Genomic DNA, 13,159 nt, shown 5'->3' with positions numbered 1-13,159 from the left:
AGATGAAAATGAAAGCTGCAGTCATGACTGGTTATGGAAAACCGCTTGAAATCCAAGAAGTTGATTTAGCCGCACCAAAGGCGAATGAAGTGCTTGTGAAAGTACTAGCAACAGGGGTTTGCCACAGCGATTTAAATGCGCTTAACGATGAAACTACACCAATTCCAACAATCCTCGGACATGAAGGAGCTGGGATTGTCGTAGAAGTCGGACCGAATGTGACTAAAGTAAAAGTTGGGGATAAAGTCGCGCTTAGTTGGGTTCCTTATTGCGGAACGTGCGAATTTTGCGTAACAGGAGAGGTTCAATTGTGCGAATCTGCCTTTGGTCCAATGTTTAATGGAACGTTATTGGATGGTACACATCGATTAAGTAAGGATGGAAAGGTTATTTACCATAACTCCCTGTTATCAACTTTTGCAGAATATACCGTTGTTCCCGAATTGTCATGCGTAAAGCTTCCAGATGAGATGCCTCCTGCTCAAGCTTCTTTAATTGGATGCGGAGTCGCGACAGGATTCGGAGCAGCAGTGAACGCTGCAAAGGTAACACCTGGTTCGACTGTGGCGGTGTTCGGTATTGGCGGAGTTGGAATTAATGCAATTCAAGGTGCTCGTATTTCCGGTGCATCGAAAATTATTGCTTGTGATATGAAAGCGGATAATTTGGAAATCGCCAAAAAGTTCGGAGCGACACATACGGTCAACGTGGCGAAAGAAAATACAGAAGAAGCGTTGAAAGCGCTAACTGGCGGCTATGGTGTTCATTTTGCGATTGACTGCACTGGACATACAGGTGCAACGGAAAATGCGTGGAAAGGGACGCGAAAAGGCGGCACAATTGTTGTTGTAGGCGCCTTTAATCCAGCTGCCAATTTAAGCTTACCGGCTGGCGGTTTCCATCGGGTCGGCAAAACGTTAAAAGGTAGTTTTTATGGTGATACAAAGCCGTACCGTGATTTCCCGCGCATCGCTCAGCTTTATTTAGACGGACAGTTCATGTTAGATGAGCTTGTCCTTAACCGGATTCAGCTTGATGACATTAACCAAGCATTCGATTCTTTCCATGACTGCAGCTGCATTAACGTAGGACGATCGGTTATTGAATTTCCTGTTCATCCTATCGATGAAGAAGATGATCAAAAACTTCAAACGATTTCTTAAAAGAGGAATTAAGGGAGATTTCAAGGCAGCAGCTTTCTCGTTTTCAACAGAGAGGATAGCTGCCTTCCTCTCTAAAAAAAATGTAACCGTTACCAATTATTGGGCAGGAGGAAACATAATGAAAAACATTAGACATGCTGTATTTTGGCCGCCTTTTTTACTATTGATTGGGGCCGCTATTTTAAGCTTTACAAGCAGAGAAACGTTTGTAGCGGCAACAACAAATGCAAATAACTGGGTCATCGCCAATTTAGGCTGGTTATTTAGTTTAACTGGACTTTTAATGGTAGCTGGTTGTATCGCCGTTTATTTTTCTCCGCTTGGGAATGTACGGATTGGAGGGGCGAATGCTAAGCCGATGCTTGGGTATTTTAATTGGTTTGCCATCACCCTTACGACAACCATTGCGACCCTTACATTTTGGGGGCTTGTAGAGCCGGTGTATCATGTATCCGGACCGCCGGAATCGTTAGGGATTGAACCGAATAGCCCAGAAGCCGCTACATTTGCGATGTCTACTTTATTTTTGCACTGGACGATTACCCCATACGCGATCTATTGTGTGCCTGCCATTGTGTTTGCTTTTGCGTATTACAATATGCGTAAACCGTATAGCTTAAGCTCGACGCTTGCCCCTGTTTTAGGTAAGAGGATGAGTGGAAAAACTGGAGCGGTTGTCGATGCCGTTTCGTTGTATACATTAGCCTTAGGGATGGCTGCTTCTATGGGAACAAGTATTTTGAATTTGTCTGGGGGAATTAATCACATTTTCGGTGTGAAAAGTACACCTGTCCTTTGGGCGATTGTAGCGGCCGTTGTGACAGCGACTTTCATCATCTCAGCTTCTACAGGTTTAATGAAAGGGATTCGAATTCTCTCTGATATTAATATGAAAGCATTTGTCATCATTGTCATTTTCGTTTTCATTGTAGGCCCGACAAGTTACATCGTCAATTTAGGTACAGAATCATTTGGGATTTATTTAACTGAATTTTTCAAGAAAAGTTTATTTACTGGAGCCTCTGCTAGTGATCCTTGGCCACAGTGGTGGACAACCTTTTATTGGGCGAGCTGGTTTGCTTGGGCATTAATTATTTCCTTATTTTTAGGGCGAATTGCGTACGGATACAAAGTAAAGACGGTTATTTTAGTGAACTTTGTCTTGCCGGCTGCCTTTGGCGCCATTTGGATGAGTGTATTTGGAGGAACGGCTATTCATATGCAAATGAATGGTGTGGGACTTTCTGATATAATGGCGGCCAGCGGCCCAGAAGCGGTACTGTACGGGGTCTTTGGTGCACTTCCTTGGGCGAAACTGGTCATTCCGTTTTTTGTCTTTATCGTGTTCATTACCTTTGTAACAGCTTGTGATTCTAACATTGCCGCTATGAGCGGGATTAGCTCAAGCGGGATTTCTCCTGAAAGTCCAGAGCCTGGTACGATGATTAAAGTTGTCTGGGGGGTAGCCGTTAGTTTAATTTCTTGGACGATGATTAGCTTTGCTAATATTGACGGCGTTAAAATGTTGAACAATTTAGGAGGAGTTCCGGCTCTATTTTTAGAAATGGCTGTGTTCGTCTCGTTAATGAAGATTGCAATGAATCCATCGAAATACGACCAAACTGTTCAAGAAGATTCAGACACTTCTCTTGATAAGGTGATTTAATCGTTGATTTTGTCTCTGACATCGAGCTTTGTTACAGTGAACTGGTTTTTCCAGTCGGCGGTGACGGAGCTCTTTTTCATGAGAGGTTGTCATTTTTCCTTAATCGTTTACAATAATGATAGAGGTGAAAGAAATGAACAAAAATGTTTCGTGCACAAAATGGTTTGGGCTTTCGGTGCAATGCCTATTAGTATTAGAAGCTTATGATGGAATTTGCCCAAGTGCCGTACTCGCGGAAAAACTTCATACAAAATCTTCTTTTGTAAGAAAAATTTTAACCCATTTAGTGAAAGCGGAGCTTGTAGCGGCAAAAGAAGGACGGAACGGCGGCTATTGGCTCGCTAAAAATCCGGAAGATATCTCGCTTGTCCACGTGTATGAAGCAGTGAAGGCGGATCCGTATGCAAAAGGATTTTTAGATATTGAAGGAACGGAATGCTTCGCTTCTTCCACCCATGCGGCGCTGCTTGGGTTAAGGGACGAAATGGAGCAATGGCTGTTAGATGGACTTTCCAAAAAAACGTTAGCAGATTTGCTAGCGAAACCATAGCAAGATCTTCCTTTTTGATAAACTGTTCTTGACGAAAGATCAGTTTATGTTCTATACTGTTCTTGGATTAAGTACAGTTTGAAAGGGAGAATGAAACAATGTCATTAAAATCATCTGCAAAAGAAGAATATTTAAATAAAATTAATGAAATGAAACTAAGTGAACAAAAGCCAAAAGAACTTGAAAGCACAGATTTCTTTACAGTAGCGCAAGAGCGTCGTTCTGTCCGCCATTACGATCCGAACTTCAAAATGAGCAAAGAAGACATCGAAGAGTTATTAGAAATTGCGGTGAAAGCTCCGTCTTCTTCTAACTTACAGCCTTGGCGCTTCCTTGTTATTCAAGATCAAGAATTAAAAGAGAAGTTATTGCCGATTGCCAACAACCAAAAACAAATTGTAGACGCTTCAGCAGTTATCGCTGTTCTTGGGGATATTCATGCATACCAAAATGCGGAGAAAATTTATGGTGCGGTTGTGGAAAGCGGAAGAATGCCAGAAGATACAAAGAACTTTTATGTTCAATCCATTAACCAACATTATGGAAACTTACCAATGGATCAAGCAATCAATGTAGCGATGATTGACGGTGGTTTAGTATCCATGCAGCTAATGCTTGCGGCTAAAGCAAAAGGTTATGATACTGTACCAATGGGTGGCTACGATCAACAGAAATTTATCGAAGCTTTTAAAGTGCCAGAAAACTTAAAACCAGTTATGCTTATTTCTGTCGGAAAAGGTATCCAAGAAGGGTTTGAAAAAAACCGTCTTCCATTAAACGATGTGTTGACGTGGGAAACGTTTTAATTAGAATTAAAGACGGCCTTCTATGAAACTGAAGGTCGTTTCTTTCGGTCTATTGAGTTTGAAATTTTAAACATTTAAACACAATAGACTAAAAAGTACGTGTCCAAAAATGTCGCTCATCCGATTATGTTTGATGCAAGCAAAAGCCACCAAGAGCTTGGACTGAAGTATCGAAGCCTGCAATCTACCATTGTCGATCAAAAACATCAACTGGAGCGCGATCACCTTATTTAATCAAAAACGAGGCTGGGACAAAACCCAGCTAATTAAAATGAAAACAGCCGAGGGGAACCAATTTTGGTTCCCCTCGGCTGTTTTCGAATCTATTTATGTTTTTTCATTTTATAAAAGAAACAAAGGACAACTTCTGATAGAATTAAGTTACCACACAAAATCCAAATCGAAAGAAGTGTCCTTATGTTTAAAGATTATAACATGAATCAAGTGATTTTGCCTTTAGATTTAGAAAGAAAACTTCAAGAAAATGATATAACTTTCACCATCCATCACCTGGTCGAACAAATTCCAGACGAAGCCTTCACTGGCTTCTTACGAAAGACAGGGTGTCCTGCCTATCATCCGCGCATGATGATGAAAGTCATTTTATGTGCCTACACACAGTCCGTTTTTTCCGGAAGAAAAATGGAAGCCCTTCTCAAAGATAGCGTGCGCATGATGTGGTTAGCGCAAGGTTACGAGCCAAGCTATCGAACCATTAATCGATTCCGTGTTCATCCGGAAGTTCAAGTCCTTTTGCGTGAGTGTTTTGTGCAATTTCGTTGTCAATTGATTGAAGAGAATGAAATTGACCATGAAGCCATCTTTATTGACGGAACAAAGGTGGAGGCAAATGCCAATAAGTTTACGTTTGTTTGGCGCAAGTCCATTGAAAAGTACAGCGCAAGCCTCGTTGACAAGTCCAACCAACTGTATGACGAACTAGTGGAAAAAGAAATCCTTCCACAAATCGAACGAGAAAGCTCTGACGAACTTTCCGTTGACGAACTTTCTCTTCTCACCAAAAAGCTAGAGGAAAAGGTGGAGGAGTTTAGTCAAAAAATTGAAGCGAGTGAAGACGTTAGAGAGCGAAAACAATGGCGTTCAAATCGGAAAGAACCTAAGAAAGCTCACAAACAATTTCAAGATTTTTTAAGACGGAAACAGAAGTATCAAAAAGATATGGAAATCTTTGAAGAACGGAATAGCTATTCAAAGACCGATCACGATGCCACGTTTATGCGTATGAAAGATGATTACATGAAAAATGGGCAACTGAAGGCCGGTTATAATGTGCAAATTGCGACCGAAGGTCAATATACACTCGCTTATGATGTGTTTCCAAATCCAACAGATACACGTACTTTGCGTCCATTTTTAGATCAGATTCAGCGCCATTTCTTTGAACTTCCTCCCTATATTGTGGCAGATGCAGGCTATGGAAGTGAAGAAAACGATCAAGATGTGTTTGAGAATCGTAAGCGTACGCCACTGATGACATACAGTACCTATCGTAAAGAAAAAACGAAGGGTGTAAAAAACGATCCTTTTTACACAGCCAATTGGGATTACTGTGAAGAACATGATTCGTTTACGTGCCCCAATGGTCAGCGTTTAACGTTTCGTTATGAATCCCACCGCACCGATCGTTATGGATTTAAACGGTCATTCAAGGTTTATGAATGTGAAGACTGTTCAGGTTGCCCCTTCCGTTCCCAATGTACCACAGCGAAGGAAGGAACTAATCGGAGAATCTATTATAATGAAAAGTGGGAACAACAAAAGAAAATGATTCAACAGCTGCTTTCAGAGGAGAAAACGGGTAAAATCTACGGAAAACGTAAGGTTGACGTAGAACCAGTTTTTGGATATCTGAAGGCTAATTTGCGTTTCACACGAATGTCCGTAAGGGGCAAAGAGAACGTGAAAAACGAATTAGGGTTTGCGTTCATGGCGGTGAACTTGCGAAAGTACATCGCCTCGAACGCAAATTTAGCACGGATCACTAGAACAAACCAACCAAAAAAGGGTTCGAATCATCAAAGTGCGATGATTCGAACCCTTTTTCCTTATTTTCGGCTAGTTATGTCCCAGCCTCGTTTTTGTAAAAAGCGGAACGTTTACCATATTCATCCTATGGGTATGATAGGACAGTAAATGTTCAGATGGAGGTGCTGCAGAATGAATGATAAACAAAACAAAGAAAATGGAACAGGTGTAACAGGTGCTGGCGGTCCAGAAGATCAGCGTTTTGGTACAGGCGAGCAAGAAGAAACGTTGACAAATCGGCAAGGTCATCCGATTACAGATAACCAAAATGTCCGAACCGTCGGGAATCGAGGGCCGACGACGCTGGAAAACTACGATTTTCTCGAAAAAATTTCTCATTTCGATCGTGAACGCATCCCAGAGCGTGTCGTTCATGCGAGAGGTGCCGGTGCCCACGGTTACTTTGAAGCATATGGAACAGTAGGGGATGAACCGGTTTCTAAATATACAAGAGCAAAATTGTTTCAGGAAAAAGGAAAACAAACGCCTGTTTTTGTCCGTTTTTCAACAGTTGTGGGCGGTGGTCATTCACCGGAAACATTGCGTGATCCGCGCGGATTTGCAACGAAGTTTTATACAGAAGACGGGAATTGGGATTTAGTTGGAAACAACTTAAAAATTTTCTTTATTCGTGACCCAATGAAATTTCCGGATATGGTGCATTCTTTTAAGCCAGATCCAGTAAATAATCTTCCAGATCCGGAGAGAATGTTTGATTTTCTTTCCCAAACGCCTGAATCGACTCACATGGTCACATTCTTATTTTCACCATGGGGAATTCCGGCGAACTACCGGCAAATGCAGGGGTCTGGTGTGAACACATATAAATGGGTCAATCAAGCGGGCGAAGCAGTACTCGTGAAATATCATTGGGAACCCCTTAAGCAAGGAATTAAAAATTTGCTTCAAAAAGAAGCGGATGCGATTCAATCGACGAATCATAATCACGCGACGCAAGATTTATATGAGGCGATTGAGGAAGGAAATTATCCGGAATGGGAGCTTTGTGTTCAAATTATGAGTGATGATGAGCATCCTGAACTTGATTTTGATCCGCTTGACCCGACAAAACTGTGGGACCCAGAAAAGTTTCCGTTTTTACCAGTTGGAAAAATGACGTTAAACAAAAATCCGGAAAATTATTTCGCAGAAGTCGAGCAAGTAGCGTTTGGCACCGGAGTATTAGTCGACGGACTTGATTTCTCCGACGACAAATTACTGCAAGGACGGACGTTTTCGTATTCTGATACACAGCGCCATCGTGTTGGAACTAATTACTTGCAGCTTCCAGTAAACTCACCGAAAAAACATGTCGCAACAAATCAGCGAGATGGACAGATGGAGTACCAAGTTGATATGGCACCAGGGCAAAACCCGCATGTCAACTATGAGCCGTCTACACTTGGCGGGTTAAAAGAAGCACCGAAAAGCGGAAATGATCATGAGCCGCACTATGATGATAAACTAGTTCGCCAAAAAATTGACCGAACGAATGATTTTGCTCAAGCAGGGCAAACGTATCGGGCATTTGATGAAGTCGAACGGGACGAGCTCATTTCCAACCTTGTCGATGCGTTGAAAATATGTAAGCCGCATATTCAAGACCAAATGATTGACTATTTTACGAAGGCAGATTCTGAATATGGTCAACGTGTTCGTGCTGGATTGGATAAAGTGAAAGACATGGAAAAGCATACGAGTTCAGCGGCAGCGGATATGGCGATGGAAAAAGCAGAAGATATGGGGCATGAATCTGATCGTTATTAGAGAAAAAGCCCTTTTATGTGAATAAACATAAGAGGGCTTTTTGTCATAAGCGAAGTACTAAATTATTTACCTAAAAACGAGTTCAGCATCCATACATGTTTTTCAAGAGAAGAATGAATCGCTAAAAACATATCGCCTGTAATTTCATCATTTGCTGCTTCTGCGAGTTCCATTCCTTCTTTTAATTCTTTTACGATTTGAGAGAAATCGTCCACTGTTGATTGGACCATTTGCTCAGCAGTTTCTTGTCCTTGCGCTTCTTGAACAGAAGCTAGTTCTAAACAACCCGTCATCGTCGCAACAGGCTGTCCGCCAAGCGCTAATAAGCGTTCTGCTAGTTCATCAATGTGCAATGCTGCTTCTGTATAGAACTCTTCAAATTTCGTATGTAATGTAAAAAATTGTGGGCCTTTCACATACCAATGATAGTTGTGCAGCTTAATGTACAGCACACTCCAGTTTGCAATTTGTCTGTTTAACACGTCTGTTAAGTTCATGGAACCAACCCTTTCTATATTGAAATAACTGTTATCATTATTATACCAAAAATGATTACGCAGGACGAATGATTGACTCAGATGAAAGTGGTCTGTATTGGCAAACCGCTTTTGAAAGTAGTTCCTTACGCTTTTGTCCACGTATCATTCATTTGAACGTTTGCTGCTTTTAGCATCGTATAAACAGGGCAGCGTGATTCTACCTTTTCTTGCAGTTCTTTAATGCGCTCTGCTGATTCGGATGTTTGAATTTTCGCTTCGACCGTAATGCTTTCAAAATAAGGGCGGACACTCGCGTCTCCCATAAATCCTCTCGGATCGAATTGTCCTTTAATGTCAAAAGATAAATCATCAATGGTGAAATTCATTTCACGGGCAACTGTACGAGCTGTCACATTCTCACAAGCAGCAAGCGCACCTAATACGCTTTGAAGCGGGTTCGGTCCTAAACCTTGACCGCCCATTTGTGTTCCTTCATCAATAATGAATTCATTTTTCCCTGTATGTGCTTTTACCGTAATTCCTTCTGTTTGAGCGGTTACTTTTAATATCATTTTGTTTGTCATGATTAGTCTCTCCTTTATTTATGTTTGTTATGATAAATCGGTCATCGAAGGCCACTCCACTTTACGCAATGGCTGGTTTCGGTTTACTTGTTAATTCGTTATCTGGTTTAAACCAATATTTTTGCGCAAGCTTTCCATAGTATACGATTGTTTGCTGCTGAACAATGAAGGCAATTGTTACAATTAAAGCTGCTTCTGCCCCGAATGAAGTGGCCGCAATCCCAATAGCAATCGATAAATTGCGGAGAACGGTGCCGTTCACTAGCGCAATCCCGTCTGCTCTCGTCAAAAATTTTGCCGCCACCAATGTACTGATTGCATAATTGATTACATAAAACAAAAGCAGTACGAGAAACGCCAACGCAATTAATTCAAGGTTTGCAACAATCATCGTCGCTTTCATGCTAATGCTGACAAATACGACATACAGCATCGCCCAAATACTTAAAGGAGCGAAATTTGGTTTGATTTGTTTTTGGAACTGCTCCAGCGTGTATTTTTTCATGAGCCCTTTAAAGGTGAGATGCCCAAGAAGCATAGGGACAAATACAACAAGGGCAATGGTGCGGAACGTTTCGGCGATATTGACATCGACATATTGTCCGACCATCCACACTACATACCATGGTGTTAACAAGGAGCCTAAAATTAACCCGAAGACGGTCAGTTTGATGGCTGACGACACATTTCCTTTTTGAATCGCTGTCCATGAAATGGTCATGCCGCTTGTCGGAAGCAAGGCTGAAAGTGCCAATCCAGCAAACATAATCGGCTGATGACTCAACAACGTTTTTCCTAATATAAAAGCAACAGCTGGAACGATGAAAAAGTTGATGAGTACCGAATAACCAAGTACTTTTGAACCTTTAAGGTTCGTTAATTCTTTAAACTTAAATCCAACCATTGTTGCATAAATCATAATAATAGTAGCAAACAAAATCGTTGGCTTTAAAAAACTAGTGTCTATGATAGTCCCAACAACAAACCCAAGCAGCAATGTTAATGGAATGCTCCATAATAAAAAACGCTGTGGCCAAGTATAAATGTTTTTCACAAAGCAGACTCCTTTCTTGTTGTATTATTTGCAGTTGATGAATTGTTATGAGTTTTTAAATACCCCATTAGGTATATGCTATATGGGGTATATTTTACTTTGTCAAATTTTTTCTCTATAACGGTTGTCGAATAGACTCGTTTTTTTGTTCCTTATTAATCATATACATTTTTTGGAATATTCTTCATAATAGAAGTATTCATTTCAATTTATTAGTTAAAAAGGAGTAGAGGTTGGTTATGGGAGTCAAGAAAATGGGGAAAGTCTTATTTAGTACGGTCTTTTTAGCTTCTGCGATCTTATCTGTTTCACCTGTTCAAGCCAATTCTAAGCATAAAGCTGGGGAAACAGCTTATAGGCATACGGAGTTTTTAACGGAAGAAATTGGACCGAGAACAGCAGGAAGCGAATATGAGCGAGCGGCACGCGATTACATTATGGAGCAGCTCGAAACATCCGGTTACGAGCCCTTGAAGCAAGATTTTACATACGTTCGTCGTGGGGTCACAAAGCAGTCTTCAAATGTCATTGGAATTAAAAAAGGAAAGTCTGACAAACAAATCATTGTGGGCGCTCACTATGACTCTGTCGCAGTCGGAACAGGTGCGGACGATAATGCTTCTAGTGTTGGGGTGATCCTCGAAACCGCAGACGCATTAAAGAAGAAAAACCTTCCGTACACGATTAAATTTGTCTTTTTCGGAGCAGAAGAAGAAGGTCTGAGAGGTTCTAACCACTATGCTTCAAATATGACACCGAATGAACTAGAGAATACAATTGCGATGATTAATTTAGATAGCCTTCTTGCTGGAGATCACATTTACGTATATGGAGGCTCTGGTGAAGATGGCTGGATTCGCGACCTTGCGTTAAAAATTGCGAAACAGCGGAAAATCCCACTTGAAACGAATCCAGGGATGAACCCCGATTATCCAAAAGGAACGACTGGAGACTGGAGTGATCACGCTCCATTCCAAAATGCCGGCATTCCCATCGGCTATTTTGAAGCGACAAACTGGGAAGCTGGTGATCTTGACGGCTATACGCAAACGGTCAAACACGGGGCCATCTGGCATACAGAAAAAGATACTCTCGACTTTTTAGAGCAAGAGTTTCCAGGAAGAACGGAAGCGCACTTAAATCAATTTACACGCATTTTAACAGAACTTCTAACAGATATAAAAAACGAAATCAAATAAGGTTCCATCTATTTCCCGCTATATAAGCGGGTTTTTCTTTGAGTAAATGGAACCTTCACGATAAAATTTTCCTAAAAAAGGTGAAAAGCGTTTAAAATGGGAAGAAAAGCGTGGTATGGTAGCAAGGTGATTGAATCGATATCAAGGAGATGTATTCATGAAAACAGAAAAAGAGAAGATGTTGGCTGGAGAAATGTACAATCCTGCTGACTCTGTTTTATTAAAAGAACGCGAGGAAGCAAGACGGAAGGTTAGAATCTATAACGAAACCTTAGAAACTGAAGGCGAAAGACGCTCAAAATTACTAAAAGAATTACTCGGCTCAACGGGAGAACATGTATATATGGAGCCAAATATCCGCTTTGATTATGGATATAACACACACGTAGGTGAGAACTTTTTTGCGAACTTTGACTGTACCATTTTAGATGTTTGTGAAGTGCGCTTTGGCGATAATTGTATGCTTGCTCCGGGGGTGCACATCTATACTGCGACACACCCCCTTCATCCAGCTGAACGGAATTCAGGAAAAGAATATGCCAAACCCGTTACTTTTGGAGACAATGTATGGATTGGGGGAAGTGCCATTATCAATCCGGGTATAACAGTAGGAAACAATGTTGTAATCGCATCAGGTGCAGTAGTGACGAAAGATGTACCTGACAATGTTGTAGTTGGTGGGAATCCAGCTAAAGTCATTAAAAAGATTGAACTATAACCGCGTAGCATACAGACAACAGGAGGTCTTTTCATGGAGTTAGGTATCAGTACATTTGTGGAAACAACGCCCGATGTCCAAACAGGTCATGTAATTAGTCATGCCGAGCGGTTACGGGAAGTAGTCGAAGAAATTGTTCTAGCTGATCAAGTGGGGTTAGATGTATTCGGTGTAGGGGAACATCATCGCGAAGATTTTGCCGCATCCAATCCTGCCGTTGTGCTGGCTGCTGCGGCGGCGCAGACGAAAAGAATTCGACTGACAAGTGCCGTGACGGTGCTGTCCTCTGCCGATCCAGTACGAGTATTTCAAGATTTTGCGACACTAGACGGTATTTCAAATGGTCGTGCGGAAATTATGGCAGGCCGCGGTTCTTTTATTGAATCCTTTCCACTGTTTGGATATGAATTAGAAGACTATGATGAACTGTTTGAAGAAAAACTGGATTTGCTGTTGAAAATTCGAGAATCTGAAAAAATTACATGGAAAGGGAACTACCGGCCAGCCCTTGAAAATGTAGGAATATATCCGCGTCCAGTTCAGCAGCCATTGCCAGTATGGATTGGAAGTGGAGGGAATTCAGAATCCGTCGTCCGTGCCGGTCTTCTCGGATTGCCGCTCGTTTTGGCGATTATCGGCGGGAGTCCGCTTCAGTTTGAGCCGCTTGTCCAGCTTTATAAAAAAGCAGCTGCGCATGCAGGACATGATGTATCTAAGCTGCAAGTCGCTTCGCATTCGCACGGCTTTTTGGCAGAAGACACCGAAACAGCAGCGGATCAATTTTTTCCTTCTACCCAGCAAGTCATGAATGTATTAGGACGGGAGCGGGGCTGGGGTCACTATGACCGTACTAAATATGATGCTGCCCGCAGCTTTCAAGGCGCCTTGTATGTAGGAGATCCGAAGACAGTGGCTGGAAAAATCATTCATCTTCGGAAACATGTTGGCATTACGCGCTTTATGCTGCATGTACCAGTCGGCTCAATGCCCCATGATGCAGTCATGAAGGCAATTGAACTGTTCGGAAAAGAAACAGCGCCAATCGTCCGAGAAGAAATTGCGAGATGGGAAGCAGCAGGTGGAGGTCAGTTGTAAAGTTCCGTCTCAAATAGGAAAGAAACACCCCC

13 protein-coding genes are annotated in these 13,159 nt (G+C 41.8%); 10 read left to right on the top strand and 3 right to left on the bottom strand.

Annotated elements, in window-relative coordinates; translation table 11 throughout:
- Positions 1–2 precede the first annotated feature (2 nt).
- The 7 genes from ACXAEO_RS11130 to ACXAEO_RS11100 all read left to right on the top strand — a co-directional run bounded on the left by ACXAEO_RS11130 (position 3) and on the right by ACXAEO_RS11100 (position 7,998).
- A complete protein-coding gene (locus tag ACXAEO_RS11130; protein ID WP_474880877.1) occupies positions 3–1,163 on the top strand; it encodes a Zn-dependent alcohol dehydrogenase in 1,161 nt (386 codons plus the stop codon).
- A gap of 118 nt (positions 1,164–1,281) precedes the next feature.
- Positions 1,282–2,829, top strand: coding sequence for a BCCT family transporter (locus tag ACXAEO_RS11125; protein WP_474880875.1), 1,548 nt, complete (start codon positions 1,282–1,284; stop codon positions 2,827–2,829).
- A 133-nt stretch (positions 2,830–2,962) separates the two neighbouring features.
- A complete protein-coding gene (locus ACXAEO_RS11120) occupies positions 2,963–3,379 on the top strand; it encodes an RrF2 family transcriptional regulator (RefSeq protein ID WP_474880873.1) in 417 nt (138 codons plus the stop codon).
- A 98-nt stretch (positions 3,380–3,477) separates the two neighbouring features.
- Positions 3,478–4,185 carry a nitroreductase family protein gene (locus ACXAEO_RS11115; RefSeq protein ID WP_474880871.1) on the top strand — a complete coding sequence of 236 codons (708 nt, stop codon included), beginning with the start codon at positions 3,478–3,480 and terminating at the stop codon, positions 4,183–4,185.
- Between the two features lie 99 nt (positions 4,186–4,284).
- Positions 4,285–4,419, top strand: coding sequence for a hypothetical protein (locus ACXAEO_RS11110; protein WP_474880867.1), 135 nt, complete (start codon positions 4,285–4,287; stop codon positions 4,417–4,419).
- Positions 4,420–4,602: 183 nt separating this feature from the next.
- Positions 4,603–6,339, top strand: coding sequence for an IS1182 family transposase (locus tag ACXAEO_RS11105; protein WP_474880864.1), 1,737 nt, complete (start codon positions 4,603–4,605; stop codon positions 6,337–6,339).
- A gap of 24 nt (positions 6,340–6,363) precedes the next feature.
- A complete protein-coding gene (locus tag ACXAEO_RS11100) occupies positions 6,364–7,998 on the top strand; it encodes a catalase (RefSeq protein ID WP_474880860.1) in 1,635 nt (544 codons plus the stop codon).
- Between the two features lie 62 nt (positions 7,999–8,060).
- Here ACXAEO_RS11100 and ACXAEO_RS11095 read toward each other — a convergent pair whose 3' ends face one another.
- The 3 genes from ACXAEO_RS11095 to ACXAEO_RS11085 all read right to left on the bottom strand — a co-directional run bounded on the left by ACXAEO_RS11095 (position 8,061) and on the right by ACXAEO_RS11085 (position 10,115).
- Positions 8,061–8,495, bottom strand: a complete 435-nt coding sequence (locus ACXAEO_RS11095) for a Dps family protein (protein ID WP_474880858.1) — start codon at positions 8,493–8,495, stop codon at positions 8,061–8,063.
- A gap of 125 nt (positions 8,496–8,620) precedes the next feature.
- Positions 8,621–9,061, bottom strand: a complete 441-nt coding sequence (locus ACXAEO_RS11090; RefSeq protein WP_474880855.1) for an OsmC family protein — start codon at positions 9,059–9,061, stop codon at positions 8,621–8,623.
- A 61-nt stretch (positions 9,062–9,122) separates the two neighbouring features.
- Positions 9,123–10,115, bottom strand: a complete 993-nt coding sequence (locus tag ACXAEO_RS11085; protein WP_474880853.1) for an arsenic resistance protein — start codon at positions 10,113–10,115, stop codon at positions 9,123–9,125.
- 254 nt (positions 10,116–10,369) lie between these two features.
- Here ACXAEO_RS11085 and ACXAEO_RS11080 point away from each other — a divergent pair, with 254 nt between their 5' ends.
- The 3 genes from ACXAEO_RS11080 to ACXAEO_RS11070 all read left to right on the top strand — a co-directional run bounded on the left by ACXAEO_RS11080 (position 10,370) and on the right by ACXAEO_RS11070 (position 13,127).
- Positions 10,370–11,314 (top strand): M20/M25/M40 family metallo-hydrolase, encoded by a 945-nt coding sequence (locus tag ACXAEO_RS11080; protein WP_474880851.1) that lies wholly within the window; start codon positions 10,370–10,372, stop codon positions 11,312–11,314.
- 157 nt (positions 11,315–11,471) lie between these two features.
- Positions 11,472–12,032, top strand: a complete 561-nt coding sequence (locus tag ACXAEO_RS11075) for a sugar O-acetyltransferase (protein ID WP_474880847.1) — start codon at positions 11,472–11,474, stop codon at positions 12,030–12,032.
- Positions 12,033–12,065: 33 nt separating this feature from the next.
- Positions 12,066–13,127: an LLM class flavin-dependent oxidoreductase gene (locus tag ACXAEO_RS11070; protein WP_474880844.1), complete on the top strand. Its 1,062-nt coding sequence runs from the start codon at positions 12,066–12,068 to the stop codon at positions 13,125–13,127.
- The last annotated feature ends 32 nt before the right edge of the window (positions 13,128–13,159 follow it).

It is taken from the genome of Bacillus sp. ABA4_010 (assembly GCF_056159105.1).
Note: the sequence above shows the minus strand (reverse complement) of the source record. Positions and strands in the feature narration are given on the sequence as shown.

Bases quoted from the DNA above. Each gene is read 5' to 3' on its own strand.
- ACXAEO_RS11130 (WP_474880877.1), top strand. From the start codon at position 3: ATGAAAATGAAAGCTGCAGTCATGACTGGTTATGGAAAACCGCTTGAA.
- ACXAEO_RS11125 (WP_474880875.1), top strand. From the start codon at position 1,282: ATGAAAAACATTAGACATGCTGTATTTTGGCCGCCTTTTTTACTATTG.
- ACXAEO_RS11120 (WP_474880873.1), top strand. From the start codon at position 2,963: ATGAACAAAAATGTTTCGTGCACAAAATGGTTTGGGCTTTCGGTGCAA.
- ACXAEO_RS11115 (WP_474880871.1), top strand. From the start codon at position 3,478: ATGTCATTAAAATCATCTGCAAAAGAAGAATATTTAAATAAAATTAAT.
- ACXAEO_RS11105 (WP_474880864.1), top strand. From the start codon at position 4,603: ATGTTTAAAGATTATAACATGAATCAAGTGATTTTGCCTTTAGATTTA.
- ACXAEO_RS11100 (WP_474880860.1), top strand. From the start codon at position 6,364: ATGAATGATAAACAAAACAAAGAAAATGGAACAGGTGTAACAGGTGCT.
- ACXAEO_RS11095 (WP_474880858.1), bottom strand. From the start codon at position 8,495: ATGAACTTAACAGACGTGTTAAACAGACAAATTGCAAACTGGAGTGTG.
- ACXAEO_RS11090 (WP_474880855.1), bottom strand. From the start codon at position 9,061: ATGACAAACAAAATGATATTAAAAGTAACCGCTCAAACAGAAGGAATT.
- ACXAEO_RS11080 (WP_474880851.1), top strand. From the start codon at position 10,370: ATGGGGAAAGTCTTATTTAGTACGGTCTTTTTAGCTTCTGCGATCTTA.
- ACXAEO_RS11075 (WP_474880847.1), top strand. From the start codon at position 11,472: ATGAAAACAGAAAAAGAGAAGATGTTGGCTGGAGAAATGTACAATCCT.
- ACXAEO_RS11070 (WP_474880844.1), top strand. From the start codon at position 12,066: ATGGAGTTAGGTATCAGTACATTTGTGGAAACAACGCCCGATGTCCAA.